The organism is Candidatus Nanopelagicales bacterium (assembly GCA_041393815.1).
Classification (GTDB): Bacteria; Actinomycetota; Actinomycetes; order S36-B12; family JAWKJK01; genus JAWKJK01.
The window spans coordinates 1-23,749 of record JAWKJK010000006.1 but is presented as its reverse complement, the minus strand read 5'-3'; the positions used below and the strand labels follow the sequence as shown (position 1 = coordinate 23,749).

Below are 23,749 nucleotides of genomic sequence, written 5' to 3'. Positions count from 1 at the left end.
CGCACCAGGGGTGCGCACCTCAGCAGGGTAGGCCCGCCCGCGGCCGTCACCCCGCAGGCGCGCGGCCGCCCGTGCCCTGCGTCACGCCGTCACGCCAGGACGCGGGCCAGGAACTGCCGGGTGCGCTCCTCGCGGGGGTCGCCGAGGACCTGCGCCGGCGGCCCCTGCTCGAGCACCCGACCGGCGTCGAGGAAGCACACCCGGTCGGCGACCTCCCGGGCGAACCCCATCTCGTGGGTCGCCATCAGGATGGTGAGGCCGCCCTCCTTGAGCTCGCGGATGGAGTCGAGCACCTCGCCCACCAGCAGCGGGTCCAGCGCCGACGTCACCTCGTCGAAGAGCATCAGCTCCGGCTCCATCGCCAGCGCCCGGACGATCGCGACCCGTTGCTGCTGGCCGCCGGACAGCCGGTCGGGGAAGTCCTCGGCCTTGTCCGCCAGCCCGAACCGGGCCAGCAGCGTCCGGGCGGCCGCCTCCGCCTCGGACCGGTTGCGGCCGAGCACCTTGCGGGGCGCGAGTGTGACGTTGCGCAGCACGTTCATGTGCGGGAACAGGTTGAACGACTGGAACACGATGCCCACCCGCCGCCGGACGGCGTCGAGGTCGGTGCGGAACGCGGTGACGTCGAGGTCGCCGTCCAGGACGATCCGACCGGCGTCCACCTGCTCCAGGCCGTTGACGCACCGCAGCAGGGTGGACTTGCCCGAACCCGACGCCCCGATGAGCACGACGACCTCGTGCCGCGCCACGTCCACGTCGATGCCGCGCAGCACGGGGTTGTCGCCGAAGGCCTTGTGCACGCCCTCGACCGAGAGCAGCGGCGTCCCCCCGGCCGCGGTCATGCAGCGCCTCCGGCCATCCGGCGGCGCGCGGCGCGCGCCTGCAGCCAGTCCGCGAAGCGGGTCATCGGGATCGTCAGCGCGATGAAGATGAGGGCGGCGGCGACGTACGGCGTGTAGTTGAACGTGTAGGAGGCGTCGATCTGCGCCTGCCGCAGGACCTCGATCGGCCCGAGCACGGCCACCAGGGCGGTGTCCTTCTGCAGGCTGATGAAGTCGTTGAGCAGCGGCGGGATCACGCGCCGGACGGCCTGCGGCAGCACCACGTGCCGGTTGGTCTGGCCCGAGGTCAGGCCCAGCGATCGGGCCGCGGCGCGCTGGCTGGGGTGCACCGACTCGATACCGGCGCGGAACACCTCGGCGACGTACGCCGAGTACGACAGCACCAGCGCCACGGTGCCCCAGAACACCGGGTCCGTGGGCACTCCCTGCAGCCGCAGCGCAGGCATGCCGAAGCCGAGCAGGAAGATCACCAGGATCGTGGGGACGCCGCGGAAGATGTCGGTGTAGACGGTGGCCGCCACCCGGACCGGCAGCAGCACCGGCGCGCGCAGGCCGCGGCCGAGGGCGATGAGCAGGCCGAACAGCAGGATCAGGGGCTCGGCCACCAGGAAGATGCGGACGTTGAGCCAGAACGCCTCGATCAGCCCGGGGAACGACTCGGTGAACTGCTCGCGGTTGAAGAACGTGTCCTGGACGACCGGCCAGCCGGGGGTGCGCGAGACCAGGTACGAGATGACGACGACGACGATGACGAGACTGGCCATCCCGACCAGCGCGTCGCGACGCGCCGTGCGGCGCTGGAACGCCCAGCGCGCCGGGTCGACGTACGGCGTGGCCGTCACGTCGCCCGGCGCGGCGGGGCGTACCGGGGTCACTGCTGGAAGTAGGGCGCCTCGTCACCCGCGAGCCACACGTTCTGGATCTCCTCCAGGTCGCCGGTGGACTTCAGCTCGGCGAGCACCTGGTTGACGCACTCGACCAGCGGGTTGCCCTTGGCGAACAGCAGGCCGAACTGCTCGGCGTCGGGGCCCTCCTGCGCGGGGAACTGGCCCACGATCTTGCTGTTGTCGATCTCGGCGGCGGTGATGTAGTACGCCGTCGGCAGGTCGACGACGATGCCGTCGATCTGGCCGTTCTCCAGCGCGCTCTTGGCATCGTTGGTGTCGTTGTAGACGAACGGCTTCGCCTCCGGCTGCACGTACTCGTCGATGTAGGTCAGGCTCGTGGTGCCCACCTGCGCGCCGAGCTTGGCGGTCTTCAGCTGCTCCAGCGTCGTCGCGTCGGCGATCGGGGAGTCCTTCAGCGCGACGACCGCCTGGTTCACCGTGTAGTAGCCGTCGGAGAAGTCGACGGCCTTCTGCCGCTCCGGCGTGATCGAGATCTGGTTGATGTCGAAGTCGAAGTTCTTGTCCCCCGGTGCGTACGAGGTGTTGAACGGCACGACCGTCCAGGTGACCTCGTCGGTGGTGTAGCCCAGGCCCTCGGCGACGGCGTACGCCACCGCGGACTCGAAACCCTTGCCGTTGGACGGGTCGTCGTCGACGAAGTACGGCGGGTAGGCCGGCTTGTCGGTGCCGATGGTGAGGGTCCCCGGGGTGACGGTGACCAGGTTCTCCTTGGCGCAGGCGTCGGACGAGGGGCTCTCCGCCGGGCTGCTGCTCTCCGGCGCCGCGGACGACGACTCCGGGGCGGCCGAGCTCGACGAGGACGTGCTGCTCTCCTGGGCGCAGCCGCTGAGCACCAGCCCGCCGGCCAGCACGGCGGCGGCGAGGGTGAGCGGGCGACGGTTCATGGGTGGTTCCTCCGGTTCCGACGGGCACGACGGGGCGACATCCTCTCAGGTCGCCGGGGCTCCGCCCGCATCGCCGGGGGTGCCAGCGACCGGCCGCATCCGGCCGGCCAGGCCCGCCGCCGCGAGGAGGACCCCGGCGCAGAGCAGCCACACCAGGGCGTACGTCCCGGGCTCGGCGCCGCCGGAGTCGACGGCGGCCGCGTACACGGCACCGGCACCGGCAATGGCCACCGCGACCAGGACCGAGTCGGACAGCTGCAGGGCCGCGGAGTTGACCCCCTGGTCAGCAACCGGTGACAGCCGCAGCGTCTGCACGGAGATGGAGGGCAGCGAGAGCCCCATCCCGATCGCCCCGACGAACCAGGACACCCCGGCGATCCAGGGCGGGACGGGCACCAGGACGACCACGGGCAGGGTCGCCACACCCAGGGCGACGAGCAGGCTGCCCAGCCGGACCGTGCGGGCCCGGTCCTGGTCCCCCGGGAGTCGGCCCTGCAGGTAGGACCCCAGCGCCCAGCCCACGGTCGCCGCCGTCAGCGTGAAGCCGGCGGCCGTGGTGGACACCCCGCGCACCTCGGACAGCCCCAGCGGCACGAAGGTCTCCGCCGCGAAGAACCCGGCGGCGAGCACGCCCCGCATCACGACCGTGGTGGGCAGGCCGCGGGCCAGCCGCAGCGACCCGGCCGGCAGCAGCGGGCGCAGCGCGGGCACCAGCAGCGCCACCCCCGCCACCGCCTCCGCGACGCCGAGGGGCCCGGCCCGCAGGGCACCGTCCTGCACCAGCAGCAGGCCCAGTGCGGCGAGCAGGCCGGCCCGGGTGCGGCCCGGCCGCACGGCCGCCGGGTCGCCGCCGTCGTACCGACGCAGTCGCGGCCACAGCACCGCGGCCGGCGGGGCCACCAGGACGGGGACGAGCAGGAAGACCGCGCGCCAGGAGACGTGGTCGGCCAGCCACCCCGCGACCAGCGGGCCCACGACCGCCGGCAGCACCCAGGCCGCGGCCAGCGCACTGAACGCGCGCGGCCGCAGCGCGTCGTCGTAGGCGCGGGCGATGAGCACGTACAGCGCGACGATCGTGGCGCCGCCACCGAGGCCCTGGACGCCGCGACCCAGCACCAGGGCGGTCATCGAGGGCGCCAGCCCGGACGCGGCCGCGCCGCCGGCGAACAGCACGATGCCGAGTTCCAGCGAGCGCCGCGGGCCGTCGCGGTCGCACCAGGTGCCGGCCACCACCATGCCGAGCAGGGACGCGACGACGAACGCCCCGAACGCCCAGGTGTAGGACGCGATCCCGCCGAGGTCCCGCGCCACCACCGGCATCGCGGTGGCGACCGCGATCGCCTCGAACGCGACCAGCGTGACGACCGACAGGACGCCGACGGTCACCCCGCGATGGGTGGCGTCCAGCAGTCCCGGACCGGGCGCGGCCCGGTCGGTGCCCGGTGGGGTCAGGAGTCGCCGCCGGGGCCGCCGGACCCGCCGCGGTCACCGCGACCGGGTGGCAGGCCGTTGTAGATCCGCTGGCACTCCGGGCAGACCGGGAACTTGGACGGGTCGCGACCGGGGACCCAGACCTTGCCGCACAGCGCGATCACCGGGGTCCCGGTGACGGCGCTCTCGACGACCTTCTCCTTGCGCACGTAGTGCGCGAAGCGCTCGTGGTCGCCGTCCTCGTACGCGGCGTCGGTGCGCTCCTCGACGAGGGTGTCGCCGGACAGCTCCGGGCTGTCCAGGGGGGCCGGGTCCAGGGGGGCCGTCATGCCGGGAGTGTACGGGCCGCTCAGTTGAGGGTGGGGTCCTCGGGCATCGTCGCCACGAACGCCAGCGGCGCCTGCTGCCGGCGCAGGACCTCCCGCCACAGGCCGCCCGGCTCGCCGGTGAACGCGTCCGAGGGCAGCCCCTCCACGACGTACCAGGCGCCCTCCGCCAGCTCCCCGTCCAGCTGACCCGGGGACCAGCCGGCGTAGCCGACGAAGATCCGCATCCCGGCCAGCTCGGGTGCCAGCTGCTCGGGTACCCCGTCGAGGTCCACCAGGCCGACCGGCCCCACCACCCGGCGGAACCCCTGCGGCTCGTGGGCGTCGTCGACGGTCACCACCGACGCCAGGCCGAGGGCGCTGTCGAGGGCCACCGGACCGCCCTGGAACACGTACGGCTCGCCGGTCAGCAGCGGGCGCCAGGTGGGCAGCACCTCGTCGACATCCACCGGCGTGGGCCGGTTGAGCACCACCCCGAGCGTGCCCGACTCGTCGTGCTCGAGCAGCAGCACCACGGTGCGCGCGAAGTTGGGGTCGGTCAGCCCCGGGGCCGCCACCAGCAGCCGGCCGGGCGCGGGGGGCGGCGCGGTGGCGGCGTCGTACGGCGGTATCTCGGTCACGGCCCCATCGTGGCAAGCGCCCGGCGTTCCGTCACCCGAGGCGGGCGACCGGCCCGATCACGGTCGGCCCGCTCAGGCCAGGCTCGCCAGCGCGGTGGTCAGCTTCGCGGTGGCCTCGTTCGCCACCGGCGCGAGGTCCGGCTTGCCGGTCGCCCGCAGCATCTCCCCCGGGTCCACCGCGTCGACGACCACGGCGTCGCCGTCCACCCGGACCACGACGTTGCACGGAAGCAGGGTCCCGACGTGGGGGTCCGCGGTCAGGGCGCGGTGCGCCAGCGGGGGGTTGCAGGCCCCGAGGATCAGGTAGGCGGGCATGTCCACGTCGATCTTGGCCTTGAGGGTGGCCTGCACGTCGATCTCGGTGAGCACGCCGAAGCCCTGGGTCGCGAGCGCGGCGCGCACGTCCGCCACGACCTGGTCGAACGGGCGGTCCACGCGCACGGTGAGGGCGGGGGCGTCGGTCACGGGGACTCCTGGGTCTGGGTCGGTGTCGCTCGGTCGGGGGTTTCGAACTATACCCTAGGGGGTATATGGTCGTGGGGAACAGATCCGGTGGCACCGGCGTTACCCACCAGAGCAGACACCCCCGGGGGGTACCCCGGGACCGCAGACCGAGAGGACCCCCCGTGAGCACCGTCGCGCTGAGCGAGGCGACCTTCGCCGACACCGTCAAGGGCAACGACATCGTCCTGATCGACTTCTGGGCCGAGTGGTGCGGCCCGTGCCGGATGTTCGGCCCCGTGTACGAGAAGGCCAGCGAGAGCAACGGCGACATCGTCTTCGCCAAGGTCGACACCGAGGCCGAGCCCGGCCTGGCCGGCGCCTTCGGCATCAGCTCGATCCCCACGCTGATGGCGATCCGCGAGGGCGTGGTGCTGTACTCGCAGGCCGGCGCGCTGCCCGAGCACGCGCTCACCCAGCTGATCCAGGCCGTCCGCGACGTGGACATGGAGGAGGTCCGCTCCTCGATCGCGTCCGAGCAGGCCGCCGCCGAGAGCTCCGACGCCTGACCCGGGACCAGCCCCCCGCAGCACCGCCGCACCACCCCTGCGAGAGCCGCCGTCACCCCCCGCGACGGCGGCTCTCGCGCGTCTCCTCCGAACGGTCCGTGATCGACCCCGCCGTTCGCTCACTGTGCGTGCTCGCACGATCACCCGAACGGCCGCGCAAGTCATGACCTTGGTCACGTGTCGCGGCGTCTCACCGTGCGTAACTTCGTCGTCACGGCATGAACACACCCGACTCCGGTCGATCCTCCGGCAGGGGAGGCCCCGATGCCCCAGCAGCCTCTTGCCCAGGTGCCCCGCGACGCGACATGGGAGTGGCAGGAGCGCGGTGCCTGCCGGGAGGCCGACCCCACCTTGTTCTTCCACCCGCAGAACGAGCGCGGGCTGGCCCGGCTGCGCCGCGACCGCGCGGCCAAGGCCGTGTGCGCCGCCTGCCCGGTGCGGATCGAGTGCGCCGACTACGCCGTGCGCGCCCGTGAGCCGTACGGCGTCTGGGGCGGCCTGACCGAGGAGGACCGCGAGCGGATCTACGTCCGGATCGCGCTGTCGGTCTACCCGCGGCGGCGCGGCGAGGGGGCCCGGATGGCCAGCGAGGAGATCGCCGCGGCCGTCTCCCCGACCGCCCTCGGCGCCTAGCCGCGTACGCCCCCACGACACACCGAAACCGCTGCCACCCAGCCCCTTCCGGGGCGGGTAGCAGCGGTTTCGGTGTCCGCGTCGCGGGTACCGGCTAGTTCACCGGTCCCCCGAGTGCCGGGACGGCGACCCCCAGCGCGAGGAACGCGCAGATCCCGACGAACAGGATGACCAGCAGCGGCCAGACGAACCGGATGTAGCGGTCGTAGCCGACCTTGGCCAGGGCCAGACCACCCATGACGATCGCCGAGGTCGGGGTGAACAGGTTCACCCAGCCCGACGCCGACTGGTAGGCCGTGACGACGATCGCGCGGCTCACCCCGGCGAAGTCCGCCAGGGGCGCCATGATCGGCATGGCCAGGGTCGCGTGCCCGCTCGACGACGGCACCAGGAAGGCCAACGGGATGTTGACGACGTACATCATGATCCCGAACACCGCGGCCGACAGGCCCGCCACCACCTCCGCGAGCGAGTTCAGCACCGTGTCGGTGATGCCGGAGTTGTTCATGATCACGGTGACGCCGCGGGCGATCGCGATGATGAGCGCGGCGCCCATGAAGTCGCCCATCCCCTGGATGATCCCGCTGACCATGCCCTCCTCGCCGAGACCGCCGATCAGGCCGATCACGACCGAGCCGATGAGGAAGAGCGCAGCGAGCTCGGGGAAGTACCACGGCATGAAGACCTTGCTCAGCGGCTCCGACCAGGACTCGAAGAAGTCGCCCCAGGGGATGACGGAGAAGATCATCAGCACGAAGGTGAGGCCGAAGACCCACATCACGGCCTTCTGCCGGCCGGTCATGACGGGCGGCTCCTCCATCGCCGCGGCCTCGTCCATCTCGTCCAGCGCCTCTTCGCCCACGCCACCGCGCGGGTCGTTGCGCACCAGCGACTTCTCCGGGTTCTTCTTGACCTTCCGGGCGTACCGCAGCACGTAGAGGATCGCGATGATCGTGAGGGTGATGTACATCAGCAGCCGCAGGCCGATGCCATCACCGAGCGGGATGTCCGCGGCGCCGGAGGCCACGCCCGTGGCGAACGGGTTGACCGTGGACGCCAGCGTCCCGACGCCCGCACCGACCATGATCGTCACGGCGCCGACCATCCGGTCGAAGCCCAACCCCACCATGATCGGCACGAGCAGGGCGTAGAACCCCAGCGTCTCCTCCGCCATCCCGTACGTGGTGCCGCCGATCGAGAAGATCACCATGAGGATGGTGATGAGCAGCAACCCTCGGGTGCGGAACCGGTGCGTGATCCGGGCGATGCCGGCGTCCAGGGCACCGGTCTTCATCGTCACGGTGATGAACGCACCGATGCACAGCACGAAGTAGAAGACCTGGACGGCGCCCGCGAGGTCACCGCTCTCGTACGGGCCGGTGAACCCGGGCGGGGTGACGACCTCGTACGGCACGCCCTCGCCGCAGGCCGCGGCGGCCTTGGCGTCCAGGTCCGCCGGCGGTGCCTCGTCCAGCGCGCCGGGGGGCACCCGGATGCCGTACAGGCCGTTGACCGGCGACAGCAGCAGGTCGTAGATGCGGTCGGCGATCGGTATGTCGAGCTCGACCTGCTCATAGGTGCCGGGGATCGGCTTGGCGTTCCCGCCGTCGCAGCTGACGTAGGCGTAGCTGCCCGGCTTGATGATGAACGTCAGTCCCCAGACGATGAGGAGGACGAAGAACAGGACCGTGAACGCGGTCGGGAAGCGGAACTTCTTCTTCGGCGCGGGCTCGGCAGGTGCCGGTGCGCTCGGTGCCTCGGTGGCCATGAGTCCCCTCCGGGGGTAGGCAACGGCACCGTTATAGCGGTCCCCGACCCACCGACGCGCGGTTTTGCGTCGCGGATCACGGACCGCGGCCCACCATATGGCGCGCGACGCGCTCACCCGAGGAGCAGCATGGGCGGCGTCGCCCCGGGAGGCACCATGTCCGCACCGACACCACCCTCGACGCAGCCCGCGACCCCCGCCCCCGCCGGACGCCTCGGACTGCCCCAGGCGACCGCGCTCATCGTGGGCAGCATCATCGGGGTCGGCATCTTCAACCTGCCGGGCTCGCTGGCCGCGTACGGCCCCATCAGCCTGGTGGCGATGGGGCTGACCACCGTCGGCGCCCTCGCCCTCGCACTCATGTTCGCGGCGCTGTCGAAGCGGATGCCGGCCGACGGAGGGCCGTACGCCTACGCCCGCACGGCGTTCGGCAACCTCACCGGGTTCGCCAACGCCTGGCTGTACTGGATCACCGCGTGGTCGGGCAACGCCGCGATCGTCGTGGGCTGGGTGTTCTACGTCGAGCTGTTCGTCAACACCGGCGCCAACGCGTTCTGGTCGGTGGTCATCGCCCTCGCCGGCCTGTGGATCCCCGCGGTCATCAACCTGTCCGGCGTCAAGAACATGGGCGCGGTCCAGCTGTGGACGTCCGTCATCAAGTTCGTGCCGCTGGTGCTGATGTCCACGGTCGGCCTGTTCTTCATGAAGGCCGGCAACTTCACCCCCTTCAACGCCAGCGGCGACAGCGACCTGTCCGCCATCGGCGGCGCCATGGCGCTGTGCCTGTTCAGCTACCTGGGCGTCGAGACCGCGTCCGTGGCCGCGGCGAAGGTCCGCGACCCCGACCGCAACGTGCCCCGCGCCACCGTCCTGGGGACCCTGGCGACGGCGGCGGTCTACCTGCTGTCGCTCACCGCGGTGTTCGGGATCGTCGGCAGTGCCGACCTGGCAGAGTCGACGGCGCCGTACGCCACCGCGGTCAACGACATGGTCGGCGGCGGGACGTGGGCGGGCAACCTGATGGCGATCGCGGTGATCATCTCCGGCTTCGGGGCGCTGAACGGCTGGACGATGATCTGCGCCGAGATGCCGCTGGCCGCCGCCAAGGACGGGCTGTTCCCGGCCCGCTTCGCGCACCTGTCGTCCCGCGGCGTCCCGGCGTTCGGGATCGTGGCCAGCACCGTGCTGGCCTCGGTCGTCATGGTCGTCTCGTACCTCGGCAGCAGCGGCTACACCGTGTTCAACACGCTGGTCTACATGTCCGGCATCACTGCGGCGATCCCCTACGCGTTCTCCGCGCTCGCCCAGCTGAAGTGGAGACTGCACGACGGCCGTGCCCTCGACACCGCGCGCTTCGTCCGCGACCTGGTCGTGGCCGCGCTCGCGCTGGCGTTCTCGGTGCTGTTCATCCTCTACTCCAGGAACACCGGTGACGACTCCAGCTGGCTGGTGGAGTACGCCCCGTTCCTGATGGCCGGGGTCGCGTTCCTCATCGGCATCCCCGTCTACCTGGCCCAGCGCAGCCGGATGACCGCGCCCGAACCGGTCCCGCCATACCGTCCGTAGACCGCGCCCGCCCGCTCGGCGAATGTTGGGCGAACGAGTGGCAACCCCCGTGTGAGGGGGCCAGGATCGGGCCAGGAGCCCTGATCGGGCTCGGCCACGCACCCGAGAGGACCGGCCATGGGATTTCACGTCGACTCTGAGGTGGGCCAGCTCAAGCAGGTGATCATTCACCGGCCGGGCCTCGAGCTGTCCCGCCTGACGCCCTCGAACGTCGACGAGCTGCTGTTCGACGACGTCATGTGGGCCCAGCGTGCCCGCGAGGAGCACGACGCCTTCGCGCAGAAGCTGCGTGACAAGGGGGTGAAGGTCTACTACTTCGCCGAGCTGCTCGGAGAGGTGCTGGACCAGCCCGAGGCGCGGGACTGGCTGCTCGAGCGTCTCGCCAACGACCACACCGTCGGCCACCAGCTGGTCGAGCCGCTGCACGACCTGGCGGACGGTCTCGACGGCGCGACGCTGGCCGAGTACTTCATCGGCGGGATCCTGAAGAAGGACCTGCACCTGCCCAAGGCGCAGTCGCTGCTGTGGGAGTACCTCGACGACTACGACTTCGTCCTGACGCCGCTGCCCAACCACCTGTTCCAGCGGGACAACAGCGCCTGGGTGTACGACGGCCTGTCGGTGCACCCGATGGCGAAGCCGGCGCGCAAGCGGGAGACGCTGCACTCGCGGGCGATCTGGAACTTCCACCCGCTGTTCAAGGACGCCGACCTGCACTTCTACTACGGCAACGACGACGAGCCGCACGACCCGGCCACCGTCGAGGGCGGCGACATCCTGGTCGTGGGCAACGGAACCGTCATGATCGGCATGGGCGAGCGCACGACCCCGCAGGGCATCGGCATGCTCGTGAAGGCGTACTTCACCGACGAGCGCGAGCACATCGACAAGGTCATCGTCGTCGAGCTGCCCAAGACGAGGGCCTTCATGCACCTCGACACCGCGATGACGATGATCGACAAGGACAAGTTCTCCGTCTACCCGTACCTTCCCGACGAGCTGAAGACGTTCACGCTCACCCGCAAGGGCGGTGGCGGCGAGTACACCATCACGGAGAACAAGGACCTCTGGCCGGTGCTGGCCGACGCGGTCGGGGTGGAGAAGATGACCCCGCTGCGCACCCCCATCGACGAGCTCGGCGCCGAGCGCGAGCAGTGGGACGACGGCAACAACTTCCTCGCGGTCGCCCCCGGCGTCATCTTCGGCTACGAGCGCAACACGACGACCAACACGTTCCTGCGCAAGAACGGCATCGAGGTCGTCACCATCGTGGGCTCCGAGCTCGGTCGCGGACGCGGCGGCCCGCGGTGCATGAGCTGCCCGATCGAGCGCGACCCGGCCTGACCGGCCCGGCCCCCCGACCCCGACACCAGGAGCGACGCAGATGTTCAACCTCAAGGGCCGCCACTTCCTCAAGGAGCTCGACTTCACCGAGAAGGAGATGCTCTACCTGCTCAACCTCTCCCGGGACCTGAAGCGGGCGAAGTACGCGGGCACCGAGCAGCGGCTGCTGACCGGCAAGGCGATCGCGCTGATCTTCGAGAAGACCTCGACCCGCACCCGGTGCGCGTTCGAGGTCGGGGCCTACGACCAGGGCGCCCACGTGACGTACCTGGACCCGCAGTCCTCGCAGCTCGGGCACAAGGAGTCCGTCGCCGACACCGCCCGGGTGCTCTCGCGGATGTTCGACGGGATCGAGTTCCGCGGTTCCGCGCAGGCGACCGTGGAGACGCTGGCGGAGTACTCGCACGTGCCGGTCTACAACGGGCTGACCGACGAGTGGCACCCGACCCAGATGCTCGCCGACTTCCTCACGATGAACGAGCACAGCCACAAGCCGTACCACCAGATCTCGTACGCCTACATGGGCGACGCCCGTAGCAACATGGGCAACTCGCTGCTCGTCATGGGCGCGATCATGGGCGCTGACGTACGGATCGTGTCGCCGAAGGCGCTGTGGCCGTCGAAGGAGGTCCAGGCCGCCGCCAAGGCCCGGGCCAAGGAGTCCGGTGCGAAGGTGACGCTGACCGAGGACCCGAAGAAGGGCCTCAAGGGCGTCGACTTCGTGCACACCGACGTGTGGGTGTCCATGGGCGAGCCGAAGGAGGTCTGGGACCAGCGGATCAAGCTGCTCAAGCCCTACCAGGTCAACGCCGCGGCGCTGGAGGCGACGGGCAACCCGCGGGTGCGCTTCATGCACTGCCTGCCGGCGTTCCACGACACCAACACCAAGGTCGGCCAGGACATCGCGGAGAAGACCGGGATGGACAACGGGCTCGAGGTCACCAACGACGTCTTCGAGTCGGCCTACAACATCGCGTTCGACCAGGCGGAGAACCGCCTGCACACGATCAAGGCGGTCATGGTCGCCACCATCGGGGACCAGCCGACCTGATCGCAGCTGCCTGGCCCACCGCACCCCGACTCCGGCGCCGCCGGGGTCGGGGTGCGTTCGTACGGGCACCGCGGCGGTCCGGTGACACCTGCACCGCCGTGGCCCCAGGGGCCCGGGCAGCGTCGCACGGGTGGTGCGCGACCGCGGCCACCGCGGCACCTGAACGCCGGGTCAGAAGGGCGGGAGGTCGTCGGGGTCGGGCGGCGCGTCCGGATCCGCGGGCGGGGGCGGGGGCCGTCCGGGCGGTGAGGCGGGCAGTAGCGGGGACCTGAGGGTGGCGTACCGCTGCCCCAGGGGGCTGGTCCACACCGGCGCGGGTCCGCCGGTCAGGTCGACGGCGGGGTGCGGCTCGGCGAGCCAGCCGGCCTGGTCGCGTCGGCGGTTGTGCCGCGGGCAGGCGACGGCGAGCTGGTCCATGTGGGTGCGTCCGGTGCGCCGGTAGGCAGGGACGTGGTCCACGTCGCAGCCCGCTGCGCGGCGCCCGCAGGTGGGGTGCGAGCAGCGGGCGTCGCGGGCCCGGACCTGCCGGGCCATCGCCGGCGTCGGGAGTCGACGGGTGCCGGCGTCGAGCAGGTGCCCGGTCACCGGGTCGCTGACCCAGCGGACCCAGTCCGCGTCCGCCGCCAGCGCACGCGCCAGCTCGGGGTCGATCGGCCCGTAGCCCTCCAGCTCCGCGGGCGCGTCCACGAGACCGAACAGGGTGGCCAGGTCGATCAGGATCCGGACCTCCGGCCGCGGCGGCGCCGGATCCGCCGCCGGCCCGGGGCTCGACGTCGATGCCGTTGCTGACGCCGTTGCTGATGCCGTTGCTGATGCCAGGGCCGGGTCGAGCGGGGTCACCCCGAACGCGGCCAGCAGCGCGCCGACGCGCCACTGACCCAGCGTGGGGGCCTCGCCCTCGCCCGCCCCGCCGGGCTGTCCGGCCTGAGCGTCGGGCTGTCCGGCCGCCGCGCCGGGCTGACCGTCCGCGGTGCGCTCACGGAGTCGGTCGGCTGCGGCGTGGATCCGGCCGCGCAGGGCCAGCAGGTCCGGGGCCAGCCCGCGCACGGCCAGGCACGCCATCCCGTCAGGCTCGGCCCACCACTCCACCCCGGTGCGGTCCCGCGCCTCGCGGCGTCGGCGCTCGGCCGCCGCCTGCGGCGCCAGGCGCACCACGAACGCGGCGACCCGCTCGCGCAGCCGCGCCGGCGGGTAGCGGCCCGCGTCCGGCAGCAGCACCGACAACGCCACCTCGGCCAGGTCACGGCCCCGGTCATCGCGCAGGCCTCGCAGCGGCCGGACCCCCTGCCCCAGCACGCTGGCCTGGGTCCAGCTCAACGCACCCGACTCCACCGCCTCGCCCAGGCGGGGGTGCACCCGCAGCACCTCCTCGGCCGCCGCGGCCTTGCCCAGCGCGGTCGCCGGGGCCACCCGCAGTGCGGCGGCCAGCTCCTCACCCAGCCACGCGTCCCGGTCGCTCGACACCACGCCCGGCGCCGGCCGACTGGCCTCGGTCACCGCGTCGGACACCGCCACCATCGCCCGCCCCGCCTGCACCTGCGCCCAGCCCAGCAGCCGGTCGCAGGCCTTCAGCAGGCTGGCCGTCGCCTCCCCCGGCAGCGCGTCGACCTCGACGCCCGCCACCGCGGCAGCCAGCCCGGGTCCGGGCTCCACGCTCTCCCACGGCCAGCCCCCGCACGGGGTCTCGTCGATCCATCCATCGGCCACACCCCCACGCTAGACAGGGGGTCCGACAGACCCTCCGACCAAGCCCGAAGCCCTGTGGACGACTCGCCGGACGTGCGCCGAACACCTCGGCCGCAGCCGGTTCAGGGGCAGCCGCGGCCACCCACACCCGCCAACCTGCCGAGACCGTGAGCGAGCCACGCTCCTAGGGTGGGCGCCGTGGGAGACCCGGTCCTGCTCACGGCCCTGATCGTCGGCTACGCGACCCTGCTGCTGAAGATCTGGGCCTTCGTCGACGCGTGGCGCTGGTCGCCGCAGGCGTACCGGGACGCCGACCGGCTGCGCCGCTGGGTGTGGCTGTGGGTCCTCGGCTTCGCGGTCGGCCTGCAACTGTGGCAGGGGTTCTGGCGACCCGGGGACGACAACACCGGCCGCACCCTGGCCTGGATGGCCGGCATCGTGGTCATCGCCGTCTACTTCTTCGACGTCCGCCCCAAGGTCAAGCGCGCCGCGCTCTGAACCCCGCCCGGAGAACACCGACACCGTCGCCACCCAGGCCCTGACGGGCCGGGTGGCGACGGTGTCGGCAGGTGGGGCGGGGGCCCACCGCGGACCGGTGGGGACTCCCGTCAGACCTTGTTGGCCGGCGGCTCGGTGCCGGTGGCGGCCTGCAGCCGGCCGCGCAGCTCGCCGAGCTGCTCCCACAGCTGCGGGGGCACCTTGGAGCCGAAGACCGTGAAGTACTCCTCGGTCAGGTCCGACTCCGCCAGCCAGGCGCTCGGGTCCACCTCGAAGAGCGTGGCCACGGTGTCGGCGTCGAGGTCGAGGCCCTCGAGGTCGAGCGAGCCCGGTGCCGGGAGCCGGCCGATCGGGGTGTCGACCGCTTCCGCGTTGCCCTCGAGCCGGTCCACGATCCAGGCAAGCACCCGGGAGTTCTCGCCGAAGCCGGGCCACAGGAAGGCGCCGTCGGCGTCCTTGCGGAACCAGTTCACCGCGTAGACCCGGGGCAGCTTCTCCGGGTCGGTGAACGTGCCCACCTTCAGCCAGTGGCCCCAGTAGTCGGCCATGTTGTAGCCGCAGAACGGCAGCATCGCGAACGGGTCGCGGCGCAGCTGGCCCATCCCGCCGACGGCCGCGGCGGTCATCTCCGACGACACCGTCGCGCCCATGAACACGCCGTGGTCCCAGTTGAACGACTCGGTGACCAGCGGGACGTTGGTGGCGCGACGGCCGCCGAACAGCACCGCGGAGATCGGCACGCCGGCCGGGTCCTCCCAGTTGTCCGCGATCGACGGGCACTGCGAGGCCGGCGAGGTGAAGCGGGCGTTGGGGTGCGCCGCCGGGCTGTCGCTCTCCGGCGTCCAGTCGTTGCCCTTCCAGTCGATCAGGTGCGCGGGGGGCTCGTCGGTCATGCCCTCCCACCAGATGTCACCGTCGTCGGTGAGGCCGACGTTGGTGTAGATGCAGTTGGCGTACAGCGTGCGCATCGCGTTGGCGTTGGTCTTCATGCTGGTGCCGGGAGCGACGCCGAAGAATCCGGCCTCGGGGTTGATCGCGTACAGCCGCCCGTCCTTGCCGAAGCGCATCCAGGCGATGTCGTCACCGACGGTCTCGACCGTCCAGCCCGGCAGCGTCGGCTCGAGCATGGCCAGGTTGGTCTTGCCGCACGCCGACGGGAAGGCACCGGTGATGTAGCGGACGTCGCCGGCCGGGTCGGTGAGCTTGAGGATGAGCATGTGCTCGGCCAGCCAGCCCTCGTCGCGGGCCATCGCCGAGGCGATCCGCAGCGCGAAGCACTTCTTGCCCAGCAGCGCGTTGCCGCCGTAGCCGGAGCCGTACGACCAGATCTCGCGGCTCTCCGGGAAGTGCACGATGTACTTGGTGTCGTTGCACGGCCAGGTGACGTCCTCGCGCGCGGTGCTGTCCGCGTCCACCAGCGGGTAGCCCACCGAGTGCAGGGCCGGGACGAAGTCGCCGTCCTCGCCGATCAGGTCGAGGGCCGCCTGCCCCATCCGGGTCATGATCCGCATGTTGACCACGACGTACGGGGAGTCGGTGAGCTCGACGCCGAGCTGGGCGATGTGCGAGCCCAGCGGTCCCATCGAGAACGGGATGACGTACATCGTGCGGCCGCGCATCGAGCCGTCGAACAGCCCGCGCAGCGTCGCCTTCATCTCCACCGGGTCGGCCCAGTTGTTGGTCGGGCCGGCGTCCTCCTCGCGCTGCGAGCAGATGAACGTCCGGTCCTCCACCCGCGCCACGTCGGAGGGGTTGGAGCGGGCCAGGAACGAGTTCGGCCGCTTCTCGGGGTTCAGCCGCGTGAACGTGCCGCCGTCCACCATGAGCTGGGTGAGCCGGTCCCACTCCTCCTGCGAGCCGTCGCACCACTCCACGCGGTCCGGCTTGGTCAGCGCTGCCACCTCCTCGACCCACTCGAGGAGCTTCTTGTTGCGGGTGGGCGGGTTCTCCAGGCCGGGCACAGTCATGGTGGTGTCAACGCTCCGCATCGTCGTGGGGCCGACAGGGCTTCCTAGGGTGCCCTAACTGTGCCGAATGCGGGAGGCCCCCTCGTACGGTCCAAGGGCCTCGGGGGTCCCGCTGTGACCAAGTCCACACCGGGTCTTCCGACCCGCGGAACGTGCGACCGACGTCCGGACCGGCACGCGTCGCGCTCCCCGGAGGTCTAGCGTCGGACCCGTGACCGAGGCCTTCTACCTGCCGCTGGACGAGTCGGCGCCCGGGGGCTCCGCGGTGGCCGGGGTCTACCGGTCCACCGGCCACACCCGGGGGCCGTGGGATACCCGCCACCAGCACGCCGGGCCGCCCACCGCCCTGCTCGGCCGTGCCGTCGAGCGGCTCGGGCACGCTCCCTCCCCCGGCCTGCTGGCCCGGGCCACGGTCGAGGTCCTCGCCCCGATCCCGGTCGCCGACCTGAGGGTCGAGGCGCATGTGCTGCGGGAGGGCGCCAAGGTCGCGCTGTGCGAGGCCCAGCTGTACGCCGTGGCCCGCGCCGACCACTCCCCGCATGCCGACGACCCCGACCCCGGAGTCCCGGTGGCCCGGATGCTCGCCTGGCGGCTACGGACCACCCGCGATCCGCTCGGCGTGCCCGACACCCCGGTAGCCGCGCCACCGGACGGCGACGGGGTGGAGCTGCCGCGGCCGGAGAACTGGGGCGGCGGCTACGTCGACGCGGTGGAATGGCGCTGGGTCGACGGGGAGTTCGAGCGTCCCGGACCGGCCACGGTGTGGACGAGGCTGCGGGTCGGCGTCGTCGACGGCGAGGAGCCGACCCCGGTCCAGCGGGTGCTGGCGGTGGCCGACTCCGGCAGTGGGGTCTCGGCCGTCGCCGACCCGGGATCGCTGTACTTCGTCAACACCGAGGTGTCGGTGCACCTGCACCGCGAGCCGGTCGGCGACGCGATCTGGATGTCGGCGGAGTCGGTGCTCGACCCGCACGGCGTCGGCATGGCCCGCAGCACGCTCGGGGACCGCCACGGTGGCGTGGGCGGGGGCGCGCAGACGCTGTTCCTGGACCGTCGCTAGGACGACGCCAGCGGGAAGGTGGTGGCCACCAGCAGCGCCAGCGGCACCGCCTGGACGGCGGCGGGCGCCCACCGGACCGAGGTGTGCCGGGCGACGACCGTGGCGTACCAGCCGAGCAGGACGAACAGCACCACCATCAGCGGAAGCAGCAGGACCAGGAAGCCGGGCGCACCCAGCAGCACCACCGCGCCGAGGATGACCACGACCGCGATCGTGCGGGTGCCCGCGGCCACCGCCGCGCGGCGCCACCCGGACGCCCGCGCGACCAGTGCCTCGTCGGCGAGGAAGTAGACGCCGAAGGCCACCAGCATCAGCAGACCGAGCCACGGCCGCGGCCCGACCCATGACCAGGTGCTCCACGTCGCGCGGCCCGTCAGCGCGAGCGCCGCCACGGCGTAGGCCACGACCCCCACGGTGGCCAGCGCGACCCGCCCCGACCCGAGAGCCCAGGGCCGGCCGCGACCGGTGGCCCCCAGCACGGCGAGGACGGTGGCGCCGGCGACGACGAACCACACCGCGACGTAGCCGCCCACCGCCAGCGGCACCCGCTCGGCCAGCGGGCCCAGGACCCAGGCGGCGACCGACGCGGCGACCGCACCCCCGAGGGCCAGGGCGAGGGCCCACCACCAGCGGACCGTCGGCGCCGCGGCCGTAGGTGGGCCGGCGCGCGTCGGCACCGACCCGTACGCCCACCCCGCGATCGGCACCACGGCGATGGCGGCCGCGAGGGTGAGCAGGAGGAGCCAGCGCAGCGTGGGGTCCAGCTGCCCGGGTCCCGAGGTGCCTCCGGTCACGGGTGCGAGCCAGTCGAGGGTGGCCGCCAGCGTGTCCGCGGACAGCACGATCGAGATGTGCTCGACCCCGGGGACCACGTGCATCCGGCGGGCGTCCCCCGCCGCGGGATCCCCGTACGTCCGCTCCGGCTGGGCGTCGGGGTAGCCGGCCCGCAGCGCCCCGAGGGCGGCATCGGTGAACCGCGCCGACTCGGCCGCCCCCACGAGCAGCAGCAGGTCGCGCGGCTGCGCGGGCGTGCCGTCGGGGACGTCCTCCGCCGACGGCAGGGACACTGCGACCGTCGCCGAGATCCGCTCCTGACCCTGCGCGTCGGACACCGCGTACGCCACCACCGCTCCCGCGCCCATCGAGTGCCCCAACAGGACCAGCCGGTCCGGGTCCACCCCTGGCGAGCCGGCCAGCGCCTCGACGGCGACGGCCAGGTCACGGCCGAGCCGGTCGGTCCCGGCGGTTCCGTCCGCGTCGAGGGGCAACGGGTCCGGGTTGGCGCCGTGCCCGGCGAAGTCCAGCAGCTGCACGGCGTATCCGGCCCGGGCGAGACCGCGGGCCAGCGGGAGCATCAGGGTGCGCGAGCCGGAGAACCCGTGCGCCACGACGACTCCCGGCCACCCCTCGGGCGGCGCGGGGTCCGCGGGTTCGACCAGGGTGAGCGGCACGCCGTCGACGACGGACTCCCGGACGGCGAGCCCGTCGTCGGCGCGCGACAGCCCCAGGACCGCGGGCAGCGCCAGCATCGCCGCCAGGAGCAGCAGGCCGAGCCGCCCGACCGAGCGGCGAGTCACGGCCGTCGGCTCCCTTCCGCCCGCCACGCGGGCGCTAGATCACCCGGACGCTCGCCTTGGCCCCCGCGTAGCCGGACTTGGTGACGGTGATCGGGTTCGCGCCCTTCTTCGCCGAGAACGGCACGGACAGCCCGACCAGCCCCTTGGCATTGGTCGTGAACGTCTTGCCGAACACCTTGACCTTCGCTCCGGCCACGGCCGACCCGGCGTCGGTCACCGAGACGACGAAGCTCTTGCGCTTGGGCACCTTGACCGGCTTCACGGTGACGGTGAGTCCGGGCCGCAGCTGGGAGTGGTAGACGTTGATCGCCTGACCGCGGCTGGCGGTGACGACGACGTCGAGCGGTCCCGCCGCGCCGTCGCCGACCTGGTGCCAGATCGGGTCGGTCAGCCGGGGCCCCCGCAGCCCCACGACGGCGCCGAAGCGGGTGGCACTGGTGTTGGTGCGCACGGCCTTCACCGTGTCGGTTCCGGTCCGGTCGACCCAGGAGACCCACAGCCGGCCGCCCGGACCGGTGGACACGGAGGGGAACTCCGCGTTCCGCGATCCCGGGACCCGCAGCACCCTCGTGGTGCCGACCTTCCACAGCGCGAGGTACGACGTGCTGGGGTAGCCGACGCGGTAGACGACGTAGACCCCGCCACCGTTGCGGGCGACCATGGCGAGCCGCTGACCGGGGTCGAGGGAGTTGGTGCCGCTGGCCCGGGAGAACGGGGCGAGGACCGGGTCACCGGCGCTGGGCGCGACCTGGGCGACGTACACGCCCCGGGTGACGTCGGCATTGCTGTACCAGCCGCCGAACACCTGCCCGGTGACCGTGTCCCGCGCCGCCGCCGCGGCGTAGGCGCAGCAGCCGGGCAGTCCGATGAACTCGTCCGGCTCGTCGCCGGGGATCGGGACTCGCGGGTCGACGCCGATCCGGAAGCCGATGCCCTGCGCCGCCGACCCGTCCGCGGTCCCCCACTGGTTCGACACCCACAGCGGCTGGCCACCGTCGTCGACGATGTCGAGGCCGGACGTGGCGTAGGCGCCGGAGGACGACAGGGTGCCGTCCCCGAGCGTCCAGTTCACGCCGTCAGAGGAGGTCAGGTAGTAGCCCTGGCCCTGGGAGTACGGGTGGTTGGCGTCGTCGTTGTACAGGCCGCCGAACCCTAGCCAGCGGGTGCCCCCGATCGATGCCAGTGCGGGGGCGTCGTTGAGTGTCGCCCAGGTCAGGATCGTGGTCTCGGGGGTCGTGGTGGCGCCGGACGTCGAGACGATGGCCGTGCGGTAGGAGTCCGACGACGTGGTGTTCTCGCCGCGCCACACCACCTGCAGGCCGTCGCCCAGCCGGAGCAGCGTCGGCTGGTCGATGTTGACCATCTTGGGGTAGCCGCCGCTGGCGGCGTTCTTCGACAGCTGGGTCCAGTTGCCGGGCCCACCGGCCTGCGCAGCCCCGGGAAGGCCCACGCTCGCCAGGCCGACGACCGCGGCGGCCACCACCGCCCTCGTGCCCCAGCGCCGGACCCGTCCGCGTGCGTGCACCGTCATGGTCATCCCTCCCGAGAGCGGTGGCGGGGCGCCCCGCTCAGCGCCCACCCGATGACCGGACCAGTGTGCCCCCGCGGCCCCCGGCCCCGACACCCCTTCGGACGTGCAGAATCGCGGTCGGCGCGGGAGCCGGTCAGTTGTAGCGGCGGATCTCGCGGAGGTTCTCCGCGGCGAGGTCGTCGCCGTCGCGGGCGGCCAGCACCCACTGCTCCTCGGCGTCGTCGCGCCGGTCCGTCTCGGCGTACAGGACGCCGAGGTTGGTCCGGGCGTGCAGGTCTCCCTCGTCGATCGCCCGCAGGTACAGGGCCTCGGCCTCGGCGACGGCCCCGCCCGCCGCCAGCAGGTCCGCCAGCGGCAGCATCGACTGCGGCTCGCCGGCCTCCACCCCGACCCGCAGCAGCGACTCGGCCTCGGCGGTACGCCCGTCGTCGACGAGCAGCAGGGCCAGCTCCGGCCGCGCGTCGGGGTGCCCGGCGGCGACCGCGGCGGCGAAGCGGCGCTCCGCCTCGGCGGTGTCGCCGTCCTCGAGCGCGAGCACGCCCAGGTTGAGCAGCCCGCTGGCGTCCCCGGCGTCCGCGGCCGCGGCGAACGCGGCCCGCGCCTCGTCCCGGCGGCCCAGTTCGTCCAGCACCACGCCGAGGTTCACGTACGCGTCCTCGTAGCCGTCGTCGACCGCGCGCTGGAACTCGACCGCCGCGTCGTCCAGCCGGCCCTGGTCGGCCAGCGCGTTGCCGAGGTTGAACGCGACCCAGGTCTCCCCCAGGGCGACCGCGGCGCGGAAGCACTCCTCCGCCTCCTCGACCCGACCGGAGTCGGCGAGGTCGACGCCGACGTCGGTCCACTCCTGCGCGTCGGTCGAGCCGGCCGCGCGTAGCCCCGCCAGGCGACCGGTCAGTTCCTCGTCCGAGGGGAGATCGTCGTGCGCACCGTGATCGTGGTCGTGGTCGTCGGCCATCGCGGTCAGCGGCCGTACCGGTCGACCATCGCGTCGACCAGGTCGGCGTAGGCCTGCTGCCCGGTCGGCGTGAGGTGGTAACCGTCGCGGTAGAACCACGAGGACTTGCCGGAGGAGTAGCGGTACCAGTCGATGAGGACGGCCCGCGTGGAGCCCACGGCCCGCACGCAGCTCGCGAGGGCGGCGTTGTTGGAGTTCTGCCAGGAGCGCGGCACCCGGTTGTTGACGAAGAAGACCTTGCGCTGCTTGCCGGCGACCTTGACGATCCGCTTGCACTCGGTCGTGGTGACGGTGCCGTTGGTGCCGAGGTGGATCACGACGTTGCGGGGCACGGACGAGCCGTACGAGCGCAGCAGGTTGTCCCCCTCGTAGAACTGGCGGCTCACGGTCGCGTTGACGCGGAACCCGTCGCGCCCGAGCTCCTCCTTGGCGCCGAGCATGACCGAGTCGCCGATGGCCAGGCGGCCGCCGCGGACCGCGGCGTCGGCGGGCAGCGCGGTCAGCGGCAGCGCCACGGCTGCGGCGAGGGCTCCGACCGCGAGGACACGGGCGGACCGACGTCCGCGTGCTCGTACGAAGGGCGGGAGGGGGAAGCGGGACACGACGACTCCTGACCACGCGGCGAACCTGGCCCTTCTATGACAACACGGAGGTCGGGCGGCACGGAAACCCGGCCGCCTCCCTCCGCAGAAGTGAGCCGAATGGCTGCTACCGGGGCCCGGGTGCGCCCGGATACGACCGTTCGGCTCACTTCTGCCGGAGGAGCCCGGGCGGTTCGCCGTAGGGTCCCGGCCATGACCGGCTCCCCCGCGGACGCGAGCCCGGGCCCGCGGCTACGGCCCGCTCGGGTCGCGGTGGCCGTGGCGTTCGCGGTGCAGGGCGTGTGCTTCGCCGCCCTGGTCACCCGGATCCCCACCCTGCAGGACCGGTTCGACCTGTCCGAGGGGGCGCTGGCCGGGCTGCTCGCGCTGGTGCCGGTCGTCGCCGGGGTCGGCAGCGTGGCGGCGGGCGCGCTGGCTCCCCGCCGGGGCAGCCGAGCCCTGCTGCGCGTGCTCGGGCCGGTGGTCCCGCTGGCGTTGGTGGCCGCCGGGTTCGCCGGGTCCCTCCCGCTGCTGGTCCTCGCCCTGGTGGTGCTCGGGCTCGGGCTCGGCAGCGTGGACGCCACCATGAACATGCAGGCGGTGGAGGTGCAGGCCGCGTACGGGCGGCCCGTGATGGCCTCGTTCTACGCGGTGTTCAGCCTCGCCAACATCGTCGGCGCGGGCCTCGCCGCGGGTGCGGCGGCGACGTCGTGGAGCCTGGGCGCGTTCTTCCTCGGGCTCGCCCTCGTCGCGGTCCCCGTCCAGCTCGCCGTCGGCCACACCCTGCTCACCGGCAGGCACGAGGCCGCCGCCGCGGAGACCGCGCAGACGGGAAGGCCGGACGTCGCGGTTCCCTGGCGGCCGATCCTGGCGCTGGGACTGGTGCTGGCCTGCGTCTACGTGCTGGACTCCAGCGCCTCGAACTGGAGCGCGGTCTACCTCACCGACGTGCTGGACAGCCCCGAGAGCGTGGCCGCGCTCGCGTACGGGTCGTACGCCCTCGCGGTCCTGGTCGCCCGGACCGCGGTAGACCGGGTCGTGATCCGCACCGGTCCGGTCCGGCTGGTCCGTCTCGGCGGCCTCGTGGCGGTGGGCGCCGTGGTCGCGGTCGCCCTGGCCCCGTCGGCCCCCGTCGCGCTGGCCGCCTTCGCGCTGCTGGGGGTGGGGGTGGCCCCGGCCATCCCGCTGGCCTTCGCCGCCGCCGATGCGCACGACCCGTCCGCCAGCGGCCGGGCGGTCGCGCGGGTCAACGTCTTCAACTACGTCGGCTTCGTCGTGGGAGCCCCGCTCGTCGGACTCGTCGCCGAGGGCTCCTCGCTGCGCTGGGGCTTCGCGGTCCTGGTCCCGGTCGCGCTCGTCCTGGTGCTTCTGGCGCGGGCCTACCGGCCGGCCGCCGCCCCACACCCGCTGCCCTCCACCTGAGGCACCCCCGGGTCAGACCAGCAGCGGGTCGCGGACGCCGGCGTCGACCAGGATGCGGACGTAGTCGGCGCGCTGCTCCTCGGTCGCCT

General features: G+C 72.7%; 22 protein-coding genes. 8 read left to right on the top strand and 14 right to left on the bottom strand.

Features of this window, described 5'->3' with window-relative positions; translation table 11 throughout:
* Positions 1 to 89: 89 nt before the first annotated feature.
* The 7 genes from R2737_15445 to R2737_15415 form a co-directional block, all read right to left on the bottom strand.
* Positions 90 to 842, bottom strand: coding sequence for an amino acid ABC transporter ATP-binding protein (locus R2737_15445; GenBank protein MEZ5117655.1), 753 nt, complete (start codon positions 840 to 842; stop codon positions 90 to 92).
* Positions 839 to 1,717 (bottom strand): amino acid ABC transporter permease, encoded by an 879-nt coding sequence (locus R2737_15440; protein ID MEZ5117654.1) that lies wholly within the window; start codon positions 1,715 to 1,717, stop codon positions 839 to 841. The genes R2737_15445 and R2737_15440 overlap by 4 nt, the downstream gene beginning before the upstream one ends.
* Positions 1,714 to 2,634, bottom strand: coding sequence for an ABC transporter substrate-binding protein (locus R2737_15435; GenBank protein MEZ5117653.1), 921 nt, complete (start codon positions 2,632 to 2,634; stop codon positions 1,714 to 1,716). The genes R2737_15440 and R2737_15435 overlap by 4 nt, the downstream gene beginning before the upstream one ends.
* A 45-nt stretch (positions 2,635 to 2,679) precedes the next feature.
* The gene (locus R2737_15430; GenBank protein MEZ5117652.1) at positions 2,680 to 4,020 is read right to left on the bottom strand and encodes an MFS transporter; all 1,341 of its coding nucleotides are present in this window, start codon (positions 4,018 to 4,020) and stop codon (positions 2,680 to 2,682) included.
* A 62-nt stretch (positions 4,021 to 4,082) separates the two neighbouring features.
* A complete protein-coding gene (locus R2737_15425; protein ID MEZ5117651.1) occupies positions 4,083 to 4,394 on the bottom strand; it encodes a DUF3039 domain-containing protein in 312 nt (103 codons plus the stop codon).
* Positions 4,395 to 4,414: 20 nt separating this feature from the next.
* On the bottom strand, positions 4,415 to 5,011 hold the full coding sequence (locus R2737_15420) for a YqgE/AlgH family protein (protein MEZ5117650.1): 597 nt from the start codon (positions 5,009 to 5,011) through the stop codon (positions 4,415 to 4,417).
* Positions 5,012 to 5,083: 72 nt separating this feature from the next.
* Complete coding sequence (locus tag R2737_15415) at positions 5,084 to 5,476, bottom strand: DUF302 domain-containing protein (protein MEZ5117649.1); 393 nt, start codon at positions 5,474 to 5,476, stop codon at positions 5,084 to 5,086.
* Positions 5,477 to 5,637: 161 nt separating this feature from the next.
* Between R2737_15415 and trxA the strand changes: the two genes are divergently transcribed.
* Positions 5,638 to 6,021, top strand: coding sequence for a thioredoxin (trxA, locus tag R2737_15410; protein MEZ5117648.1), 384 nt, complete (start codon positions 5,638 to 5,640; stop codon positions 6,019 to 6,021).
* Between the two features lie 264 nt (positions 6,022 to 6,285).
* Complete coding sequence (locus R2737_15405) at positions 6,286 to 6,654, top strand: WhiB family transcriptional regulator (protein MEZ5117647.1); 369 nt, start codon at positions 6,286 to 6,288, stop codon at positions 6,652 to 6,654.
* Between the two features lie 94 nt (positions 6,655 to 6,748).
* Here R2737_15405 and R2737_15400 read toward each other — a convergent pair whose 3' ends face one another.
* Positions 6,749 to 8,422: a hypothetical protein gene (locus R2737_15400; GenBank protein ID MEZ5117646.1), complete on the bottom strand. Its 1,674-nt coding sequence runs from the start codon at positions 8,420 to 8,422 to the stop codon at positions 6,749 to 6,751.
* A gap of 129 nt (positions 8,423 to 8,551) precedes the next feature.
* Between R2737_15400 and R2737_15395 the strand changes: the two genes are divergently transcribed.
* The 3 genes from R2737_15395 (at position 8,552) to argF (ending at position 12,383) form a co-directional block, all read left to right on the top strand.
* A complete protein-coding gene (locus R2737_15395; protein ID MEZ5117645.1) occupies positions 8,552 to 9,988 on the top strand; it encodes an amino acid permease in 1,437 nt (478 codons plus the stop codon).
* Positions 9,989 to 10,105: 117 nt separating this feature from the next.
* Positions 10,106 to 11,332, top strand: coding sequence for an arginine deiminase (locus R2737_15390; protein ID MEZ5117644.1), 1,227 nt, complete (start codon positions 10,106 to 10,108; stop codon positions 11,330 to 11,332).
* A 40-nt stretch (positions 11,333 to 11,372) separates the two neighbouring features.
* Positions 11,373 to 12,383, top strand: a complete 1,011-nt coding sequence (argF, locus tag R2737_15385; protein MEZ5117643.1) for an ornithine carbamoyltransferase — start codon at positions 11,373 to 11,375, stop codon at positions 12,381 to 12,383.
* A gap of 171 nt (positions 12,384 to 12,554) precedes the next feature.
* Here the strand turns inward: argF and R2737_15380 are convergent, their stop codons facing one another.
* Entirely contained in the window at positions 12,555 to 14,090 is a 1,536-nt protein-coding gene (locus R2737_15380; protein ID MEZ5117642.1) for a DUF222 domain-containing protein, read from the bottom strand.
* 177 nt (positions 14,091 to 14,267) lie between these two features.
* Between R2737_15380 and R2737_15375 the strand changes: the two genes are divergently transcribed.
* The gene (locus R2737_15375; GenBank protein MEZ5117641.1) at positions 14,268 to 14,567 is read left to right on the top strand and encodes a DUF2516 family protein; all 300 of its coding nucleotides are present in this window, start codon (positions 14,268 to 14,270) and stop codon (positions 14,565 to 14,567) included.
* 110 nt (positions 14,568 to 14,677) lie between these two features.
* Here the strand turns inward: R2737_15375 and R2737_15370 are convergent, their stop codons facing one another.
* On the bottom strand, positions 14,678 to 16,534 hold the full coding sequence (locus R2737_15370; protein ID MEZ5117640.1) for a phosphoenolpyruvate carboxykinase (GTP): 1,857 nt from the start codon (positions 16,532 to 16,534) through the stop codon (positions 14,678 to 14,680).
* Positions 16,535 to 16,745: 211 nt separating this feature from the next.
* Here R2737_15370 and R2737_15365 point away from each other — a divergent pair, with 211 nt between their 5' ends.
* On the top strand, positions 16,746 to 17,594 hold the full coding sequence (locus R2737_15365) for a thioesterase family protein (GenBank protein ID MEZ5117639.1): 849 nt from the start codon (positions 16,746 to 16,748) through the stop codon (positions 17,592 to 17,594).
* On the opposite strand, the gene R2737_15360 is transcribed toward R2737_15365, so the two are convergent.
* From R2737_15360 to R2737_15345, 4 genes are all read right to left on the bottom strand, one after another.
* Complete coding sequence (locus R2737_15360) at positions 17,591 to 19,171, bottom strand: alpha/beta fold hydrolase (protein ID MEZ5117638.1); 1,581 nt, start codon at positions 19,169 to 19,171, stop codon at positions 17,591 to 17,593. The genes R2737_15365 and R2737_15360 overlap by 4 nt on opposite strands.
* 34 nt (positions 19,172 to 19,205) lie before the next feature.
* Positions 19,206 to 20,702 (bottom strand): hypothetical protein, encoded by a 1,497-nt coding sequence (locus R2737_15355; GenBank protein MEZ5117637.1) that lies wholly within the window; start codon positions 20,700 to 20,702, stop codon positions 19,206 to 19,208.
* 133 nt (positions 20,703 to 20,835) lie between these two features.
* Positions 20,836 to 21,657: a tetratricopeptide repeat protein gene (locus R2737_15350; protein MEZ5117636.1), complete on the bottom strand. Its 822-nt coding sequence runs from the start codon at positions 21,655 to 21,657 to the stop codon at positions 20,836 to 20,838.
* A 5-nt stretch (positions 21,658 to 21,662) separates the two neighbouring features.
* Positions 21,663 to 22,259 carry a hypothetical protein gene (locus R2737_15345; protein MEZ5117635.1) on the bottom strand — a complete coding sequence of 199 codons (597 nt, stop codon included), beginning with the start codon at positions 22,257 to 22,259 and terminating at the stop codon, positions 21,663 to 21,665.
* 192 nt (positions 22,260 to 22,451) lie between these two features.
* On the opposite strand from R2737_15345, the gene R2737_15340 reads away from it, so the two are divergent.
* Positions 22,452 to 23,660, top strand: coding sequence for an MFS transporter (locus R2737_15340; GenBank protein ID MEZ5117634.1), 1,209 nt, complete (start codon positions 22,452 to 22,454; stop codon positions 23,658 to 23,660).
* Positions 23,661 to 23,749: the final 89 nt, after the last annotated feature.

Excerpts from the sequence above, each read along its gene's own strand:
- R2737_15445 (MEZ5117655.1), bottom strand. The coding sequence starts at position 842 with ATGACCGCGGCCGGGGGGACGCCGCTGCTCTCGGTCGAGGGCGTGCAC.
- R2737_15435 (MEZ5117653.1), bottom strand. The coding sequence starts at position 2,634 with ATGAACCGTCGCCCGCTCACCCTCGCCGCCGCCGTGCTGGCCGGCGGG.
- R2737_15425 (MEZ5117651.1), bottom strand. The coding sequence starts at position 4,394 with ATGACGGCCCCCCTGGACCCGGCCCCCCTGGACAGCCCGGAGCTGTCC.
- R2737_15405 (MEZ5117647.1), top strand. The coding sequence starts at position 6,286 with ATGCCCCAGCAGCCTCTTGCCCAGGTGCCCCGCGACGCGACATGGGAG.
- R2737_15400 (MEZ5117646.1), bottom strand. The coding sequence starts at position 8,422 with ATGGCCACCGAGGCACCGAGCGCACCGGCACCTGCCGAGCCCGCGCCG.
- R2737_15395 (MEZ5117645.1), top strand. The coding sequence starts at position 8,552 with ATGGGCGGCGTCGCCCCGGGAGGCACCATGTCCGCACCGACACCACCC.
- R2737_15390 (MEZ5117644.1), top strand. The coding sequence starts at position 10,106 with ATGGGATTTCACGTCGACTCTGAGGTGGGCCAGCTCAAGCAGGTGATC.
- argF (MEZ5117643.1), top strand. The coding sequence starts at position 11,373 with ATGTTCAACCTCAAGGGCCGCCACTTCCTCAAGGAGCTCGACTTCACC.
- R2737_15370 (MEZ5117640.1), bottom strand. The coding sequence starts at position 16,534 with ATGACTGTGCCCGGCCTGGAGAACCCGCCCACCCGCAACAAGAAGCTC.
- R2737_15355 (MEZ5117637.1), bottom strand. The coding sequence starts at position 20,702 with ATGACGGTGCACGCACGCGGACGGGTCCGGCGCTGGGGCACGAGGGCG.
- R2737_15350 (MEZ5117636.1), bottom strand. The coding sequence starts at position 21,657 with ATGGCCGACGACCACGACCACGATCACGGTGCGCACGACGATCTCCCC.
- R2737_15340 (MEZ5117634.1), top strand. The coding sequence starts at position 22,452 with ATGACCGGCTCCCCCGCGGACGCGAGCCCGGGCCCGCGGCTACGGCCC.